The sequence below is a fragment of the Proteiniphilum acetatigenes DSM 18083 genome, assembly GCF_000380985.1.
GTDB classification, from domain to species: domain Bacteria; phylum Bacteroidota; class Bacteroidia; order Bacteroidales; family Dysgonomonadaceae; genus Proteiniphilum; species Proteiniphilum acetatigenes.
The window spans coordinates 506,021-523,349 of the sequence record NZ_KB905693.1 but is presented as its reverse complement, the minus strand read 5'-3'; the positions used below and the strand labels follow the sequence as shown (position 1 = coordinate 523,349).

At 44.4% G+C, this 17,329-nt stretch carries 16 protein-coding genes, 1 tRNA gene and 1 pseudogene; 11 read left to right on the top strand and 7 right to left on the bottom strand.

Translation table 11 applies throughout. The features are described from left to right. The first annotated feature begins 46 nt into the window (after positions 1 to 46). From F597_RS0104160 to priA, 6 genes are all read left to right on the top strand, one after another. The gene (locus F597_RS0104160) at positions 47 to 721 is read left to right on the top strand and encodes a succinate dehydrogenase cytochrome b subunit (RefSeq protein WP_019538456.1); all 675 of its coding nucleotides are present in this window, start codon (positions 47 to 49) and stop codon (positions 719 to 721) included. Positions 722 to 740: 19 nt separating this feature from the next. Continuing rightward, the gene (locus F597_RS0104155) at positions 741 to 2,684 is read left to right on the top strand and encodes a fumarate reductase/succinate dehydrogenase flavoprotein subunit (RefSeq protein ID WP_019538455.1); all 1,944 of its coding nucleotides are present in this window, start codon (positions 741 to 743) and stop codon (positions 2,682 to 2,684) included. Between the two features lie 44 nt (positions 2,685 to 2,728). Then, positions 2,729 to 3,484, top strand: a complete 756-nt coding sequence (locus F597_RS0104150) for a succinate dehydrogenase/fumarate reductase iron-sulfur subunit (RefSeq protein WP_019538454.1) — start codon at positions 2,729 to 2,731, stop codon at positions 3,482 to 3,484. Positions 3,485 to 3,791: 307 nt separating this feature from the next. Next, a complete protein-coding gene (locus F597_RS0104145) occupies positions 3,792 to 4,430 on the top strand; it encodes a porin family protein (RefSeq protein WP_019538453.1) in 639 nt (212 codons plus the stop codon). A 119-nt stretch (positions 4,431 to 4,549) separates the two neighbouring features. Next, entirely contained in the window at positions 4,550 to 5,176 is a 627-nt protein-coding gene (locus F597_RS0104140; protein WP_019538452.1) for a porin family protein, read from the top strand. A 3-nt stretch (positions 5,177 to 5,179) separates the two neighbouring features. After that, positions 5,180 to 7,417, top strand: coding sequence for a replication restart helicase PriA (gene priA / locus F597_RS0104135; RefSeq protein WP_019538451.1), 2,238 nt, complete (start codon positions 5,180 to 5,182; stop codon positions 7,415 to 7,417). Positions 7,418 to 7,490: 73 nt separating this feature from the next. Here priA and F597_RS0104130 read toward each other — a convergent pair whose 3' ends face one another. Further along, positions 7,491 to 9,059: an Rne/Rng family ribonuclease gene (locus F597_RS0104130; protein ID WP_019538450.1), complete on the bottom strand. Its 1,569-nt coding sequence runs from the start codon at positions 9,057 to 9,059 to the stop codon at positions 7,491 to 7,493. Between the two features lie 292 nt (positions 9,060 to 9,351). Next, positions 9,352 to 9,633 carry an HU family DNA-binding protein gene (locus tag F597_RS0104125; protein ID WP_019538449.1) on the bottom strand — a complete coding sequence of 94 codons (282 nt, stop codon included), beginning with the start codon at positions 9,631 to 9,633 and terminating at the stop codon, positions 9,352 to 9,354. Between the two features lie 363 nt (positions 9,634 to 9,996). Between F597_RS0104125 and mutY the strand changes: the two genes are divergently transcribed. The 4 genes from mutY to F597_RS0104105 all read left to right on the top strand — a co-directional run bounded on the left by mutY (position 9,997) and on the right by F597_RS0104105 (position 13,666). Further along, the gene (gene mutY, locus F597_RS0104120) at positions 9,997 to 11,067 is read left to right on the top strand and encodes an A/G-specific adenine glycosylase (protein WP_019538448.1); all 1,071 of its coding nucleotides are present in this window, start codon (positions 9,997 to 9,999) and stop codon (positions 11,065 to 11,067) included. Positions 11,068 to 11,149: 82 nt separating this feature from the next. After that, entirely contained in the window at positions 11,150 to 11,608 is a 459-nt protein-coding gene (locus F597_RS0104115; RefSeq protein WP_019538447.1) for a single-stranded DNA-binding protein, read from the top strand. A 97-nt stretch (positions 11,609 to 11,705) separates the two neighbouring features. After that, a complete protein-coding gene (gene gldE, locus F597_RS0104110; RefSeq protein WP_019538446.1) occupies positions 11,706 to 13,037 on the top strand; it encodes a gliding motility-associated protein GldE in 1,332 nt (443 codons plus the stop codon). Beyond that, positions 13,037 to 13,666 (top strand): 4'-phosphopantetheinyl transferase family protein, encoded by a 630-nt coding sequence (locus F597_RS0104105; protein ID WP_019538445.1) that lies wholly within the window; start codon positions 13,037 to 13,039, stop codon positions 13,664 to 13,666. The genes gldE and F597_RS0104105 overlap by 1 nt, the downstream gene beginning before the upstream one ends. 178 nt (positions 13,667 to 13,844) lie before the next feature. Here F597_RS0104105 and tsf read toward each other — a convergent pair whose 3' ends face one another. From tsf to rplM, 4 genes are all read right to left on the bottom strand, one after another. Beyond that, positions 13,845 to 14,666: a translation elongation factor Ts gene (gene tsf, locus F597_RS0104100; RefSeq protein WP_019538444.1), complete on the bottom strand. Its 822-nt coding sequence runs from the start codon at positions 14,664 to 14,666 to the stop codon at positions 13,845 to 13,847. A 30-nt stretch (positions 14,667 to 14,696) separates the two neighbouring features. Further along, on the bottom strand, positions 14,697 to 15,554 hold the full coding sequence (gene rpsB / locus F597_RS0104095) for a 30S ribosomal protein S2 (protein WP_019538443.1): 858 nt from the start codon (positions 15,552 to 15,554) through the stop codon (positions 14,697 to 14,699). A 198-nt stretch (positions 15,555 to 15,752) separates the two neighbouring features. Further along, complete coding sequence (gene rpsI / locus F597_RS0104090; RefSeq protein ID WP_019538442.1) at positions 15,753 to 16,139, bottom strand: 30S ribosomal protein S9; 387 nt, start codon at positions 16,137 to 16,139, stop codon at positions 15,753 to 15,755. Between the two features lies 1 nt (position 16,140). After that, entirely contained in the window at positions 16,141 to 16,596 is a 456-nt protein-coding gene (gene rplM / locus F597_RS0104085; protein WP_019538441.1) for a 50S ribosomal protein L13, read from the bottom strand. Between the two features lie 419 nt (positions 16,597 to 17,015). Here rplM and F597_RS0104080 point away from each other — a divergent pair. Continuing rightward, positions 17,016 to 17,089: transfer RNA gene (locus F597_RS0104080), tRNA-Arg, on the top strand. 51 nt (positions 17,090 to 17,140) lie between these two features. Here F597_RS0104080 and F597_RS22975 read toward each other — a convergent pair. Further along, positions 17,141 to 17,290, bottom strand: a pseudogene (locus F597_RS22975) (HepT-like ribonuclease domain-containing protein); the annotation flags it as partial. Between the last annotated feature and the right edge of the window lie 39 nt (positions 17,291 to 17,329).

Sequence of the window (17,329 nt, the reverse complement as noted above, 5' to 3'; positions counted from 1 at the left end):
GGACGTAAAAAATAAAAAATCAAAATAATTTAAAAAAGAGAACTTTATGAGTTGGCTAATCAAATCATCTATCGGGCGGAAGTTTGTCCAAAGTATTTCCGGCCTTTTTCTGATTCTGTTTCTTCTGTTCCACATGTCGATGAACCTGGTACTCATCTTCAGCTACGACACCTACAATTTCATCGCCAACGAGGTGCTTGGCGCGAACTGGTGGGCGGTTGCGGCGACGGGTGTCCTGGCACTGGGATTTATCTTCCACATTTTGTACGGGGTCATCCTGACGTTACAGAACAGAAAAGCCAGGGGAAAAGACAGGTATGCTTCCGCAAGCAAAACCAAAACCACCTGGTCGTCACAAAATATGTTTGTACTGGGGGTATTTATACTCTTGTTCCTGGTCCTGCACCTCTACCAGATGTGGTATCAGATGCAGTTCAAAGAACTCCTTGGAATTGAAGGATTCCGACACGACAGTGCGCAATTGATAGCAGAAGTTTTCTCCAGCCTCTGGGTCGTGATTGTCTATGAACTTGCCTTTCTCGCCTTATGGCTTCACCTTACACACGGCTTCTGGAGCGCCCTCCATACCGTCGGCTGGAACAATACTGTCTGGATGAAACGGATCAAAGTGTTAGGGAACGTTTTTTCAACTATTGTCTGCCTGGGATTCGCTATTGTACCCATAGCCGTATATCTCGGATATTCCAACCTATTAGGATAACAAAAAGCAATTGAATATTATGAACAAGATAAATTCCAAAATACCCGAAGGGCCTCTCGCCGAGAAATGGACGAATTACAAGAATCATCAAAAGTTGGTGAATCCGGCCAATAAACGCCGCCTCGATATTATTGTGATAGGTACGGGACTGGCCGGTGCGTCGGCGGCGGCATCATTAGGTGAACTCGGTTTCAACGTACTGAATTTCTGTATTCAGGATTCTCCCCGCCGCGCGCACTCAATCGCCGCGCAGGGAGGTATCAATGCCGCAAAAAACTATCCGAACGACGGCGACTCCGTCTACCGGTTGTTCTATGATACGATCAAGGGAGGCGACTACCGTGCCCGTGAGGCCAACGTATATCGTCTGGCGGAGGTATCCAACAGCATTATCGACCAGTGTGTGGCGCAGGGTGTTCCCTTCGCACGCGAATACGGAGGCCTGCTCGACAACCGCTCGTTCGGAGGGGCACAGGTATCCCGCACATTTTACGCCCGCGGACAGACAGGACAGCAATTGCTGCTGGGTGCCTACTCGGCATTGAGTCGTGCGGTACACCGCAAACAAGTAAAGCTCTATACCCGTTATGAGATGGTGGACTTAGTTATCATCGACGGCCGTGCGCGGGGTATTATTGCCCGCAACCTGGTCACCGGGAAACTGGAACGTTTTGCCGCCCATGCCGTGGTAATCGCCACAGGAGGATATGGCAATACATTCTTTTTGTCCACCAATGCGATGACCTCCAACGGTTCGGCTGCATGGCAGTGCTACAAGAGGGGGGCTTACTTTGCCAACCCATGTATGGCACAGATCCACCCGACCTGTATCCCGGTACACGGAGAGTTCCAGTCGAAACTGACCCTGATGTCGGAATCGCTGCGTAACGACGGGCGTATCTGGGTGCCAAAAAAACTGGAAGACGCTCAAGCCATCCGCGAGGGGAAACTGAAACCGACCGATATCAGGGAAGAAGACCGCGACTACTATCTGGAGCGCCGTTACCCGGCATTCGGGAACCTTGTTCCGCGTGACGTGGCATCGCGTGCCGCCAAAGAACGCTGTGACGCGGGTTACGGTGTAGGTAACACCGGATTGGCTGTTTACCTCGATTTTGCCGATGCCATCAACCGACTCGGCAGGGATGTGGTGGAAGCCCGCTATGGCAACTTGTTCCAGATGTATGAAAAGATCGTGGACGACAATCCCTATGAAACGCCCATGATGATCTATCCCGCCATCCACTATACAATGGGCGGTATCTGGGTGGATTACGAACTGATGACCTCTATCCCCGGGTTGTTTGCCATAGGTGAAGCCAACTTCTCCGACCACGGCGCCAACCGTCTGGGAGCATCCGCATTGATGCAGGGGCTGGCCGACGGCTATTTCGTGCTTCCCTACACCATACAAAACTATCTGGCCGACCAGATCAACGTGCCGCGTTTCAAGACCGATACGCCGGAATTTGATAAGGTCGAAAAAGAGATCAACGACAGGATCGACCGCCTGATGAGCATCAGGGGAAAACACTCGGTGGATCATATCCACAAGGAGTTGGGCCATGTCATGTGGGATTTCGTCGGTATGGGACGCGATGCAGAAGGGTTGAAGACAGCGATCGAGAAGCTGAAAGAAGTGAAAAAGGATTTCTGGACCAACTTACGCATACCGGGCAACAAAGAGACACTTAATGTGGAACTCGAAAAGGCGTTGCGTCTGGCCGACTTTATCGAGATCGGCGAACTGATGGCACACGATGCCCTCGACCGCGAAGAATCCTGTGGAGGACACTTCCGCTTAGAGCATCAAACACCCGAAGGTGAAGCATTGCGCCATGACGATCAGTTCTCTTATGTTTCCTGCTGGGAATACCGGGGAGAGGATCAAGATCCGGTGATGTATAAGGAACCGCTTAATTATGAGTTTGTGGTTCGTCAGCAAAGGAACTACAAATCTTAAACTGTTGATGAATAACGGGTAAACTTTAAAACAACAAAACGATCATGGATAAAGATATCAACATAAAAGTAAAAGTTTGGCGCCAGAACGGACCGAAAGATAGAGGGCACTTCGAAACTTACCCATTGGAAAATATCTCACAGGGAAGCTCATTTTTGGAGATGCTCGATATCCTGAATGAACAACTGATCAATGAAGGAAAGGAGCCGGTGGTTTTCGATCACGACTGCCGCGAAGGTATCTGCGGTATGTGCAGCCTCTATATCAACGGTCACCCCCACGGGCCCGACCAGGGTATAACTACCTGCCAGCTGCATATGCGCCGGTTCAACGACGGTGACACCATCACCGTTGAGCCGTGGCGTTCTGCGGGGTTCCCCATCATCAAAGACCTGATGGTGGACCGAACGGCTTTCGACAAAATCATCCAGGCAGGTGGTTATGTTTCGGTCAATACCGGCGGTGTCCCCGATGCAAATGCCATCCCTATTCCGCGCGACGACGCCGAAATGGCGATGGATGCCGCAGCTTGCATCGGTTGTGGCGCCTGTGTGGCCGCATGTAAGAACGGATCGGCCATGCTCTTCGTATCAGCCAAGGTGAGCCAGTTGGCATTACTGCCGCAAGGACGTGTGGAAGCCAAACGTCGCGCCAAAGCGATGGTGGCCAAAATGGATGAACTGGGCTTTGGGAACTGTACCAATACCGGCGCATGCGAAGTGGAATGCCCTAAAAACATCTCCATCACCAATATCGCACGGTTGAACCGCGAGTTTTTGAAAGCAAAATTTGCAGACTAGGTGAAATCTGCGAGTAAGCGAGTGCAAACCAGGTAAACTTGTTTTGCCAAATAGTAGCGGATTGCACGAAGCGAAAAGGTGGGAAGGTGTAAAGGTAAAACCAACACCACCACCCTAATCTATATAAAGTAAAAAAGCGTTTTTCTCCTGTAAGGGGGTATAAACGCTTTTCTTATATAGTTTTTTATATTTTTTTAACCACCTATTCCCGTTCTCTTTTGTTTAAATTGTGAGTTGTCATCAAGTATGGTTTGATATGCCTATTTTAAGACAATCTATGAACAAAATTTTCACTAAAAAGAGTATTATGAAAACAAACAAAATCATTCGGACCAGCGTAGCCATTGCGCTATTGTCCATATTAAGTGTTCCTCTGTTTTCACAAATTAAGATCGGAGTAAAAGCAGATGTGGGGTTGAATAACCCGAGTTTCGACAGTGATGCGTTGAAAGTTGAAAACCTGACCTCTTACAGTATCGGCCCCTCGATTGAGGCAATGTTTCTGCCGTTAGGTATTGCCGACTTCGGCATAGAGGCCTCGCTCCTCTACAACGATAACCGCATGACCATCTCCCAACTTTCCGGAGACATGAACGCAGAAGAGGATGTCTCGAACCGCTATCTCATGCTGCCCGTAAACGCAAAATTAAAATTCGGAGGGGGAATGCTTCCCCTGAGATGGTATGCCGTAGCCGGGCCATATGCCGGCTATCTGATCTCCGGCGATAAAGTAGATTTCCAGGATATCGGTAACGATATTAAGGCAAAATCATTTCAGGCAGGAGCCAATGTGGGTATTGGCCTGGAATTGTTGAAAATGATACAGGTAGGAGTGAACTACAGCGTACAACTTACCGATAATTATTCATTGGATGAGCCCAACTGGAAAGATCCGCTGAACGGTAAATCACATACCTGGAGTATTATGGGAGCCATCTATTTTTAGAAAATGCGATTCTCCCGCCGTATAAAGTTTTTTCTTTAACTTTAGGCGGCAAATCCATTCAAATGTTATAGCTTTGCAGAAACCAAAACAGAGAACTATTCTTACTAAATGAATCAAAAATGAAAACAAAAAAATTATTCCTAAGTAGCCTTATCCTGTTCCTGATAATAGGGCCGGCTGCAAATGCACAATTACGTTTCGGGTTAAGAGGCGAAGTAGGATTAAATACGCCCTCTTTTTCAGAAGATGTGATAAAAGTGGAAAACCTCAACTCGTTCAAATTGGGTCCTACGGCCGAGTTTACATTTCCTATCGTTAATTTGGGAATTGAGGGATCACTTTTATACAGCAATGACAGGATGAATGTAGAAAGCGTTTCCGAAGAGGGAGCCCAAAGCGTGGTACAAAAAGTGTCTAATCATTATCTGGATATTCCGGTGAATGTGAAATATAAGTTCGGCCTATTACTGCCGGTAAAAGTCTTTATCGCCGGTGGCCCTTATGCCCGTTTCCTTGTAGCGAGCGATGATTTCACGTGGGAAACGATAAAAGGCAAAGTGGAGGCGAAAAACTTTGAAGCGGGCATCAATCTGGGTGCAGGCGCCGAAGTATTCAGCCGGTTGGCGGTAGGGGTGAACTACGGGATCAGGATGACCGACAACTATTCGGTGGACGAACCGAAGTGGACAGATGCTTTCAACGGAAAAAAAGGAACCTGGTCACTGACGGCAGCCGTATATTTTTAAGGCATGTATGCCGATGTAATATTGCCGCTTCCGCTCTCCGGCCTGTTTACCTACGCCGTTCCCACTGACATGCAACACAAGATCGGGAGGGGATTCAGGGTGGTCGTACCTTTCGGAAGACGAAAATATTACACCGCAGTCGTAGCAAAAGTACACCGGCAATTACCCGGAAATTTCACTATCAAGGAGATCCATTCTCTTATTGATTCCACGCCTGTTGTAACCGACCAGCAGTTGGAGTTGTGGGAGTGGGTCTCCTTTTATTATCTCTCCGCACAAGGAGATGTGTGTAAAGCGGCGCTCCCCTCCCCGATGATGCCGGAAGATTTACAAAAGGGTTATATCCAGAAAAGCGAAGAACAGTTCCGGCTGAACCCGACATTCGAAGATACCGGTGTCGCTGCCATCCTGAAAAGATCTCCCAAACAGCAATTACTACTGGATGAGATTATCTGGTTCCTTACCGAAAACGAGAGAGAAAGCATCAGCAGGAGTGAGGTCAAAGAGTTGAATGGATACACACCGATGGTACTAAACGGTTTAATTAAAAAAGAGATATTAATTTCTTTTACAGTAGAAAGAAGCCGCCTCCACCGGAAAGCCGCACTTACCCGCAGCCCTTACCCCTTAAGCAAAGAACAGCAGAAAGCTATGGATGCTATCCAGGACAGTTTTTCTGATAAGCAGACTGTTCTTTTACACGGTGCTACTTCCAGCGGAAAGACAGAGATCTATATCCACCTTATCGATCAACTGCTTACTGAAGGGAAACAGACACTTTACCTCCTGCCGGAGATTGCCCTGACTACACAGCTGACCCACCGCTTACAAACTGTTTTCGGCAATAGGATAGGTATTTATCACTCCGGGATTAACGACCAGGAACGAACAGAGATATGGCAGAAGATGTTGTCCGAAACACCTTATGAAATCATATTGGGTGTACGCTCCTCCCTTTTCCTCCCGTTCAGGCGGTTAGGACTGGTGATTGTAGATGAAGAACACGAAACAAGCTATAAGCAACAGGAGCCTTCTCCACGCTACCATGCACGCGATACGGCCATTATGCTGGCACATATGTCAAATGCTAAAACATTGCTGGGGTCAGCAACTCCCTCTGTAGAATCTTATTATAATGCACAGACGGGAAAATATGGATTGGTAATGCTGAACGAACGCTTTGGCAAGATAGAGTTACCCCAGATCAGTCTGCAAAACACCAAAGATCTGCGCCGACGGAAGAAAATGAAGAGCGTACTTGCCCCTGCATTAATAGAGGAGATCAACCAGGCGCTCGAAAACGGAGAGCAGGCTATCCTCTTTCGCAACCGTCGAGGCTTTGCCCCAATGATTGAATGTGCGGCATGTGGCTGGATCCCAAAATGTCTTTACTGCGATGTCACACTCACCTATCACAAGAGGGAGCACAGGCTTATATGCCACTATTGCAACAGTTCCTACTCTTTACCCTCAACATGTCCTTCCTGTCATAGTGAGGGACTGAAATCTTTCGGAGCAGGCACGGAACGGTTGGAAGAGGAAGTGTCTCAACTCTTTCCCGGTGCAGTAGTAGGGCGTATGGACAGGGATACCGCAAGTGGAAAGGATTCATTCGAACGTATTATCAACGATTTTCAGGAGAACCGTATCCAAATACTGATAGGCACCCAGATGCTTTCGAAAGGGTTGGATTTCGGCAATGTACGGGTGGTAGGGATTATCGCCGCGGATTCGCTGCTGAACTATCCCGATTTCCGTTCCCATGAGCGGGGTTTCCAACTGATTACCCAGGCAGCAGGCCGTGCAGGACGCAGAGACAAACAGGGTACAGTTATCATTCAAACGTCTGATCCGGAACAACCCATTTACAGACTCATCACCCGCAACGATTATGAGGGTTTTTACCATTCCCAGATCACAGAGAGAAAACTGTTTAAATATCCTCCGTTCACCCGTCTGATCTCAATCGTACTGAAACACAAAGATGAACAAAAGGCAGAGTATGCTGCAATCTCTTTTTTCCGGCTGTTAAGACAATCATTCGAGAATAGTGTACTAGGTCCCAACAAGCCTGTGGTCGGCCGTATTCAACAACAGCATATACGTGAAATTTTGCTAAAACTCGATCATTCCTTTTCTCCTGCACAGGCCAGAGAATGGATAAAATCAGCCGAATCCCGTCTCCGGGAAAACAGTGATTTCAAGCAGATCCTTTTGTATTACAATGTAGACTGGGTGTAGAAAACGCAAAAAACCGGCACTCACTGTGGAATACCGGTTTTTATTTTGCTTTTCGTCCCGTTAGTACGGGACATTATTTCATTTCAATTTCTTCTTTCAGATCTATTTCGTTTCCTTCTCTGTCATAAAATTCATACTGCAGGAACCCGAGTTTCTGGTCGGGAATGATTTTCATACCTACATTGAATTTTTTTCTCCATTTGTACTTCAACGAAAAGAGACCCTGCTGAACATAAGCTGCAACATAAGGATGTATATGCAGACTGAATTTCTTCACTTTTAGCTTGGTCACTAAATAATCGATCTTTCCTTCCAGCGTATCTGTGAAAAGAATCGACGACTTTATCTTTCCTTTACCAAAGCAGGTGGGGCAAACCTCGCTTGTGGCAACTTCCATTTCGGGGCGGACACGTTGACGTGTGATCTGCATTAACCCGAACTTGCTCAATGGTAGAATATTGTGCTTGGCCCTGTCTTTTGCCATCAACTCCTGCATCCTGGCGAGCAGCTTATTGCGATGCTCCCCTTTATTCATATCGATGAAGTCGATAACGATGATACCACCCATATCCCGTAAACGTAACTGGCGGGCAATCTCTTCGGCGGCGGCCACATTCACCTCATAAGCGCTGTCTTCCTGACCGAGTTTCGATTTATTACGATTCCCGCTGTTCACATCTATCACATGTAACGCCTCGGTATGCTCAATAATAAGATAAGCGCCATTTTTAAACGTAACAGTTTTTCCAAAGAGCGATTTAATCTGTTTGGTAATACCGAAATTATCCAAAATAGGAAGTGCGCCTTTGTATTCCTTGACAACGTTCTTACGGTCGGGGGCTATCACACTTACATAATCGGCAATCTGCCGGGCCACTTCCCGGTCATTGACATGGATCTGTTCGAAAGAGGGACTAAAAATATCGCGTAACAGCGCTACGGTACGTCCCGTTTCCTCATAAATCAGCGAGGGCGCCTTGGCCTTCTGTATCTTACCGATATTGTCTTCCCATCTTTTTACCAGCACTTTCAACTCCGCATCGAGGTCGGCAACCCGCTTACCCTCGGCGTTGGTACGTATGATCACTCCGAAATTTTTCGGTTTGATGCTCTGCATCAACTGTCGTAGTCGGGCACGCTCCTCGCGCGATTTAATTTTTTGCGATACCGATACCCGGTTGATAAATGGAATCAACACCATGAATCGTCCTGCAAAAGAGATTTCGGCCGTCAATCTCGGACCCTTCGTTGAAATAGGCTCTTTGGCTACTTGCACCAATATCTCCTGCCCTACTTTCAATATATCCGCGATAGACCCTTCTTTCTCGATCTCGGGTTGCAACTTCATCTTCTGGAGCTGCGGTACCTTCTTCTTGTCTTCAACCAGTTTCTGAAAATAGAGAACCGAGTTGAATTCAACCCCTAAATCCAAGTAGTGAAGAAAAGCGTCCTTTTTATGTCCCACATTCACAAATGCAGCGTTGAGGGCGGGCATTAGTTTTTTAACTTTGCCCACGTAGATGTTTCCAACCGCAAATGAACCGTCCTGGCTCTCCTGTTGCAATTCTACCAGTTTCTTATCTTCGAGAACCGCAATGGTAATTTCTTTGGATTGAACATCCACAACAAGTTCGCTTGTCACAATTGTTCGTTTTATAAATTAATTTTCAACATTTTAGGCTTCTGTCCTCACAACAGAAAGGAGGTTCTCGCCAGAACCATTACCCTGTTTATACACAAAGAACAAACTTAATAGCCGATTGGTTCTTTTAAGTTTGTTCCTCTATTGCTGAGTAAAAAAAGTATTTCGGCGTTATTTCTTCTTCTTATGCCTATTCTTTCTAAGTCTTTTTTTACGCTTGTGTACAGACATTTTATGCCTTTTTCTTTTTTTTCCGCTTGGCATATGCTATTTCTCCTTATTTAATTATATGTTATTTATCACCTTTTACCTGGCCTACAAATGTTTTGGCCGGCTTGAAGGCGGGAATATTATGCTCGGGGATGATGATGGTCGTATTTTTTGAGATATTACGGGCCGTTTTCTGTGCTCTTTTCTTTACAATGAAACTTCCGAAACCTCTGAGGTATACGTTTTCGTTATTTGCCAAAGAGTCTTTTACCACTTCCATGAAAGACTCCACTGTTGCCAATACCGATGCTTTATCTACGCCGGTTTTTTTTGCAATTTCATTTACAATGTCTGCTTTAGTCATTTTATCTATATTTTAATATTAATAATAATACCTTGGGTTATTAATTAGTAAAATTTTGGACTGCAAATATATAGCTTTTTTCTCAACACGAAAAATAAATGACGGGAATTTTTCCGAATTTCCCCTTTTTTTAGAATCAAGAGCCAAGAACTTAACTGATGCACTGATATACTGATGTAATAATTTGATAATTTTAATAGAACTAAGAAGTTGGAAGTCCAAGAAGTGGAGAATAATCTCCTACATCCCAAGTCCCTTTCCCAAATAATCTTGAATCTAATATCATCTTCACTTCCCACCTTTCCACCTTTCCACTTTTTTCATTAGCTTTGCCGGAACAAAGAAGAACGGAACGGAGAAGAAATGACAGAGAAAGATAATAATTCAATAATTACCTCACTTTTACTAAAATGGTACGGTGAAAAAGGGCGTGATCTGCCGTGGCGCGAAACCACCGATCCCTATAAAATATGGATATCTGAAATCATTTTACAGCAAACAAGGGTCGTACAGGGGAGAGACTACTATTTCCGGTTCATCGGGAGATTTCCCAACGTAGAATCACTTGCCGTTGCCGAAGAAGATGAAGTATTGAAATTATGGCAAGGCCTCGGTTATTATACCCGGGCACGCAATGTACATGCAGCAGCAAAACAGGTAATGACCACCTTTAATGGCATATTTCCATCTACCTACCCTGACATTATTTCGCTGAGAGGCGTAGGTGAATACACAGCAGCAGCTATCGCATCGATCGCATTCAATGAGCCTTATGCAGTAGTGGACGGCAATGTATTCAGGGTAATCTCCCGGCTGTTCGGCATTGCATTATCCATACATACTTCTGAAGGGAAAAAAATAATCAGGGAGATGGCTCAGTCGCTGCTTGATCCGCAAGATCCCGGAAAATATAATCAGGCTGTGATGGATTTCGGCGCTTTGGTCTGTACCCCTGCTCAACCCAGATGCATAGATTGTGTACTTCAGGATTACTGCACAGCTCTTGCTGAAAACCGGGTGGGCGAGCTTCCCGTGAACGACCGGAAAATCTTCATCAGGAACCGATATTTCCACTATTTTCATATTCAACACAATGATAACACGTTTCTGCAAAAACGTAACGGTTCGGATATCTGGAAAAACCTTTTCGAATTTCCTCTGATCGAAACTCCAACGCCATTCGATTTTACAGAATTAGAAAAAACGGAACCTTTCAGGGAACTTTTCAACGGAACATCCTCTTTATCTGTCGACCATCGGCTGACAATCAAGCATCAGCTTACCCATCAGACCATACATACCCATTTTTACCGGATAATTATTCCTGGTGAGATTCCATACAATCCTCCGAAAGAAATCTTTAAAATTGAAAATGAACAACTTCCGGATTATCCGGTATCGAGGTTAACCCACAAATACCTCGAAATAATTTAGCTATTCATTGTTGTTAATTACAAATAAATGCTTAATTTTGTTTTTACAGCGAGAGCTATTCTAAAACCAAAAATTTTTAATTATGTCGGTAAACAAAGTAATCTTAGTGGGGAATGTAGGAAGAGACCCGGAAATGAAGTATTTTGACAATGATGTTGCAAAAGCAAACTTCTCGCTTGCAACCAGTGAAAGAGGTTACACAACTTCTGGCGGCACGCAGGTGCCTGAGCGTACGGAATGGCATAACATTGTATGTTGGAGAGGATTGGCACAAATTGCTGAAAAATTTGTAAAGAAAGGCACATTGGTGTATGTGGAAGGAAAGATCCGTTCCCGCTCTTACGACGATCAGAACGGAGTGAAAAGGTATATCACCGAAGTCGTGGCCGATAACCTGGAACTCCTGGGTCGCAGAGGGGGTGGTGACGAAGGATTTGGAAATAGGGAACATGAAAATGGTAATAATTACTCCTCGCCGTCAGGTACTGCTCCCCGTGACGAACAGGACGAAATCTCCGACGTAGATGATTTGCCATTTTAAATAAAACATTGTAATTTTGTGGAGAATGTTTTATCGCTTCCCACCTGGGAATCAAGCGCTAAAACATTCTCTCTTTGTTTCACTAAAAAATTACCACTTGGACCCTGACCCTTTATCGTTATTAAATATATACCTGACGGCAAACCTGCATACATTGCCCGATTATATCGTTGCGGCACTGCTTCTCCTGCTTATTATCTCAAATGCAATTGCTTCAGGTGCTGAAGTTGCTTTTACTATACTCGAAAAGAAATTTGCCGACGACCTCCATACGTCTGAAGAGCCGAAAAAGATCCGCATTTCAAATCTGCTTAAAAAACCGGAAAAATTACTGGCATCTCTTGTAGTTACTCAATTATTCCTCCAAGTAACTATTACCGTACTGGTTATTTACTTGCTGAACCGCCCATCCCTTTTCGGAGGAAACAGCATAAATATCTCTGTACCAGGAATGATTGTTACTATCTTTGTTATTCTGTTACTGACCAATATTCTTCCGAGACTGTATGCTTCGCAATACCCACTGCGGTTTGCAGCTAACAATAGTTTCTTTATCCGTCTGATAAACATACTGATGTCCCCTTTTTCGTCTTTGCTTGCAAAAAATGCGGCTACCTTTAGTCGTCCAGCATCTCAATGGCAACACGAGATGTCGGCAAACGATCTCTCTAAGGCTCTTGAGATCAGGTCGAACGAGATTACACATGAACAGGAGAAAGAGATGCTCGAGGGTATTATCCGTTTCAAAGATAAACTGGTAGACGATGTATTAGTCTCCAGAAGTGATATGGTGGCCATTGAATTACAAAAACCCTTCACCGAAGTGATTGACTTTATCGTAGATGCCGGTTTTTCACGTATTCCTGTTTTTGAAGAAAATGCCGATAATATCAAAGGGATTCTGTATGTAAAAGATTTATTGCCACACCTGGGAAAAGTCAACTCTTTCAAATGGCAGACGCTGATCCGACCGGCTTATTTCGTGCCTAGAACAAAACGTATCGACGACCTGCTGGAAGAGTTCCGCACACAGAAGATCCATATGGCTATTGTAGTGGATGAATATGGAGGTACATCGGGATTAGTCACAATGGAAGATATTCTTGAAGAGATCGTGGGCGATATCAGTGACGAATATGATGAGGAACTGCCTTTTTATACGATCGAGGCCGATGGTTCTTACATCTTCGAAGGAAAAACCCAGTTAGAGGATTTTATCAAGATCACCCAGCTACCCGCAAAAGATTTCGAGAAGATGTCTGAAGAGGTGGATACACTTGCCGGGCTGTTGCTGGAGTTGAAAGGTGATTTCCCAAAACGTAAGGAGAGTTTTGTCTATAAAAAACATACTTTCCAGGCAGAGGATCTGAGCAAAAAAAGGATCACTAAAGTGCGCTATATCCCTCCAAGAGTAAATCGTGAGGAATAATGCTGATCAGAAGAGAACATACCGACAGCGAAGGATTGCTGGGAATCTGGAAAATGGATGAATCGCGTGAAGAACTGTTACAGCTTCTTCCGGGACATATGCGCTCCGATGCGGTTGAACATGTAAAAACTATCCGCTCCGAAAGACGTACCATTGAGTGGCTCTCCACTCGTATTCTGTTATTCATGCTGTTGAACGAAGAAAAAACCATCCTTAATCATGCGGACGGCAAACCCTATTTGCAAGACGGAACATACCATATCAGCATCTCCCACACAAAAGATTATGCTGCTATTTATCTGCATGAAACCTACCCGGTAGGGATCGATATCGAGATCCGGTCGGAGCGGGTAAGAAAAGTAGCCTACAAATTCATCGGGGATAACGAGTATATCGATCCTTCACAGAAGACAGTACATCAACTATTGCATTGGTCGGCAAAAGAGAGCATGTTCAAACTGATGGAAGAAAACGAAATCCATTTCAAGCACCATCTCCATATCCAGCCGTTCACTCCCGCATCCAAAGGAATTATAACAGCCACAGAAACCAGAACCGACCATAACCGTACTTTCAATATACACTATGAAGTACATCCCGATTATGTGCTTACATGGGTCGTAGGATAATTTCAAGATTCAAGATTCAAAATTGAAGATTTCATGATTTGGCTTACGCCGATTGTTAATTGACTCCGTCGATTTTCAATTCACGATTTGGTAATTGGTAATTAGTATTTGGTAATTAGCAAGAACGCCCCGAAAAAACTTCCGGAGCGCTCTATTTATTAAATCGCAAAAATATATCTTACACGTTCAACGATACACGTTTGAATGTAGTAACAGATAACTCTTTATCGCTTTCTTTCAGAAGCTGTTCAATGGTCTTCTTGGGATCTTTCACATATTCCTGTTGAAGAAGAGTCGATTCCTTGTAGAATTTCTGCAATGCTCCTTCCGCAATCCTGTCGAGCAGGTTTTCCGGTTTACCGGCTTCGCGTGCTTTGTCGCGTGCAATTTCCAATTCCTTTTCCTTCACTTCGGCAGGAATACCTTCGGGTGTAACAGAAATCGGATTCATGGCAGCGACCTGCATTGCCACATCTTTCGCTACGTGCTCATCCACATCAGCCTTATTAAAACCGACGATGGTCGCCAGCTTGTTACCCATATGGATATAAGAGGTAACATAAGGAGCGGTAATGTATTCGTAGAATCCTAATTCCATTTTTTCACCTGTAGCCCCGATCTTATCGGTAATCAGTTGTGATACCGTACCGTTGGAAAGTTCCACTGCAAGTAGTTGTTCAAGACTCTCCGGTTTGTGGGCGATGGCCGCATCAAGGATCTGCTGTGTCAAAGCGATGAATTCTTCATTCTTTGCCACAAAATCTGTTTCACACTGTAACGCCACTACCGCAGCAAAATCACCTTCTGTCTTTGCCAATACGCAACCTTCAGATGCTTCGCGATCTTCACGTTTTGCAGCTACAGCCTGTCCTTTTTTACGGATTATTTCCATGGCACCATCGAAATCCCCGTTCGCTTCATTCAGTGCATTTTTGCAATCCATCATCCCCGCACCGGTCATTTTGCGTAGATGCTGGATATCTGCCATTGTTACTGCCATATTCTATATACTTATATTTTGATTATAATCTTATTCGTCAACTTCTACATCCTTCGTAAACTTGCTCACTACGGCAGCTTTCATCGCTTCGGTATCTTCTTTCTTCACGCGCTCTTTCTTGGCTGCTTTCGATTTGCGTTCCCTGCGTTGCGGAGCGTCTTCGTCCTGCTCTTCGGCAGCGGCGGCGTCAGCTTTTTCCACTTTACGCTCATCCAATCCCTCTTTAATGGAATCACAGAGGAATCCAAGGATCAGGTCAACCGCTTTGGCGGCATCGTCGTTAGCGGGGATCACAAAATCAATATTGGAGGGATCCGAATTGGTATCTACAATACCAAATACAGGAATGCCGAGACGTTCAGCCTCTTTCACCGCAATCTGTTCTTTCATTACATCTACCACAAAAATTGCAGAAGGAAGACGGGTAAGATCCTGAATGGAACCCAGCATCTTTTCGAGCTTCGCACGTTGACGGGTAATTTGTAGTTTCTCACGTTTAGAGAGCGTATCGAACGTACCATCTTTGATCATCTTATCGATACTACCCATTTTCTTCACTGCCTTGCGAATAGTGGGGAAGTTAGTAAGCATACCGCCCGGCCAACGTTCGATCACATAAGGCATATTCACGCTTTGTGCTTTCTCTTCAACCACAGGTTTCGCCTGCTTTTTAGTTGCGACAAAGAGTATTTTCTTACCTGCTTTGGCAATCTGTTTCAAAGCGGCAGCAGCTTCTTCTGCTTTAGCGATAGTTTTGTAGAGGTCAATAATATGGATTCCGTTACGCTCCATAAAGATATAAGGAGCCATTGCAGGATTCCATTTTCTTTTTAAGTGACCGAAATGCGCTCCGGCCTCAAGAAGTTGGTCAAATTCTAATTTTGCCATTTTTGTTTTTTAATTTATTCGTTTACATTCTTTTTCTAAACCGAATCGTAAGGTAAATTACCCCAATTCTTCATTGATGTCGGATAACGTCCTTACGATTTAGATACTAAACGTTATAGCCGCTAAGCGGCTTTTATTGGCATACTCCCAAAAAGGGTACCAGCAACGGGTAACCTTCCGGATCGTATGCCCAGAGTATTAACGCTTGGAGAACTGGAATCTTTTCCTGGCTTTGGGTTGTCCCGGTTTTTTACGTTCCACCACACGGGGATCGCGGGTCATAAAGCCTGCAGCTCTCAATGCGGATTTATCTTCAGGATTAATTTTCACCAATGCGCGGGCAATACCTAATCTGGCTGCTTCCGATTGTCCTTTGTAACCACCGCCATCGAGGTTTATCCTGATGTCGTATTTATCCGATACGTTCAGGGTGTTGAGCGGCTGTTTTACAATGAACTGAAGGATAGAAGAAGGGAAATAGTTCTCCAGATCGCGTTTATTGATCACAATCTTGCCGGTACCTTCTGTAACAAAAACACGGGCTACGGCTGCTTTGCGTCTTCCTATTGCATTTACTGCTTCCATATTATTTTAGCGTATTAATATCTAATTTTTTGGGTTTCTGAGCCTGATGGGGATGTTCGTTTCCTGCGTAAACATACATGTTCTTGATGATAGCATCGCCTAATTTATTTTTCGGCAGCATCCCTTTTACTACTTTTCTGAAAAGTCTGTCGGGACCTTTTGCCATCAAATCGGCAGGAGTATATTCGCGTTGTCCGCCAGGATAACCGGAATAACGCAAATAAATACGATCTGTCCATTTGTTACCCGAAAGCGCAACCTTGTCGGCATTCAGGATGATTACATTATCACCACAATCTACGTGAGGGGTAAAGCTTGCTTTGTACTTTCCTCTCAGCAGTTTGGCTACTTTGGAACAGAGACGGCCCAACGGTTGCCCGGTGGCATCAATTTCAACCCATTCTTTCTGCGCCGTTTCCTTGTTTACAGAAATGGTTTTATAACTTAGTGTATCCACTTTTGTTGATTTTAATTAGTAAATTACTGTGAAGTTGACCCTCACTGCTCCTTATTTTGCCCGGCTAAGGTGGGTTTTGGCAAATAAAAAGCTATGAATCAAACTCTTAATTGATAAAAACTAATAATCGGACTGCAAAGTTACAATAATTCAGAAAATCAACAAACTATTTTCTATTATTTTATTCAGAATAAAGAACAAAGAACCCAAAATAAACTAATGTACCAATTTACTAATATACCGATGTGACTAAGGTGAAAAGGGGGGGGGCTGGAAAAGAATAATGTGCTTCGCAGGATAGAAGATAAAGAATAGAAGTGGAGAAGTTCAGAATTCGCAATCTTGAATCTGAAATCAACAAATCATCAAATTATTTTGCATTTTGACAAAAATAGTGTATTTTTGTACCCGCAAATGAGGGCTCCGTAGCTTAACTGAATAGAGCATCTGACTACGGATCAGAAGGTTACAGGTTTGAATCCTGTCGGAGTCACACTAATAATCAAACACTTATCGATGAATTTCGGTAAGTGTTTTTCTTTTGGGAAACAGAGTCATAGCCATGTATTATTCTATTTCTGACATCAACGATTTTTCGGGAATTTGTTATTTCAATAGAACCATCCTCTTTTAATATTCGGTTCATGGCTTCTCCTATAATCTCAATGTTCCGTTCAACAGCGTCGAATAATCTTCGGCCATTAGGACGAACTGTTATTTTATCGGACAATCT

Excerpts from the sequence above, each read along its gene's own strand:
- rpsI (WP_019538442.1), bottom strand. The coding sequence starts at position 16,139 with ATGGAAGCAGTAAATGCAATAGGAAGACGCAAAGCAGCCGTAGCCCGT.
- F597_RS0104140 (WP_019538452.1), top strand. The coding sequence starts at position 4,550 with ATGAAAACAAAAAAATTATTCCTAAGTAGCCTTATCCTGTTCCTGATA.
- tsf (WP_019538444.1), bottom strand. The coding sequence starts at position 14,666 with ATGGCAGTAACAATGGCAGATATCCAGCATCTACGCAAAATGACCGGT.
- rpsB (WP_019538443.1), bottom strand. The coding sequence starts at position 15,554 with ATGGCAAAATTAGAATTTGACCAACTTCTTGAGGCCGGAGCGCATTTC.
- priA (WP_019538451.1), top strand. The coding sequence starts at position 5,180 with ATGTATGCCGATGTAATATTGCCGCTTCCGCTCTCCGGCCTGTTTACC.
- F597_RS0104125 (WP_019538449.1), bottom strand. The coding sequence starts at position 9,633 with ATGACTAAAGCAGACATTGTAAATGAAATTGCAAAAAAAACCGGCGTA.
- F597_RS0104145 (WP_019538453.1), top strand. The coding sequence starts at position 3,792 with ATGAAAACAAACAAAATCATTCGGACCAGCGTAGCCATTGCGCTATTG.
- F597_RS0104160 (WP_019538456.1), top strand. The coding sequence starts at position 47 with ATGAGTTGGCTAATCAAATCATCTATCGGGCGGAAGTTTGTCCAAAGT.
- mutY (WP_019538448.1), top strand. The coding sequence starts at position 9,997 with ATGACAGAGAAAGATAATAATTCAATAATTACCTCACTTTTACTAAAA.
- F597_RS0104155 (WP_019538455.1), top strand. The coding sequence starts at position 741 with ATGAACAAGATAAATTCCAAAATACCCGAAGGGCCTCTCGCCGAGAAA.
- F597_RS0104150 (WP_019538454.1), top strand. The coding sequence starts at position 2,729 with ATGGATAAAGATATCAACATAAAAGTAAAAGTTTGGCGCCAGAACGGA.
- F597_RS0104115 (WP_019538447.1), top strand. The coding sequence starts at position 11,150 with ATGTCGGTAAACAAAGTAATCTTAGTGGGGAATGTAGGAAGAGACCCG.
- F597_RS0104105 (WP_019538445.1), top strand. The coding sequence starts at position 13,037 with ATGCTGATCAGAAGAGAACATACCGACAGCGAAGGATTGCTGGGAATC.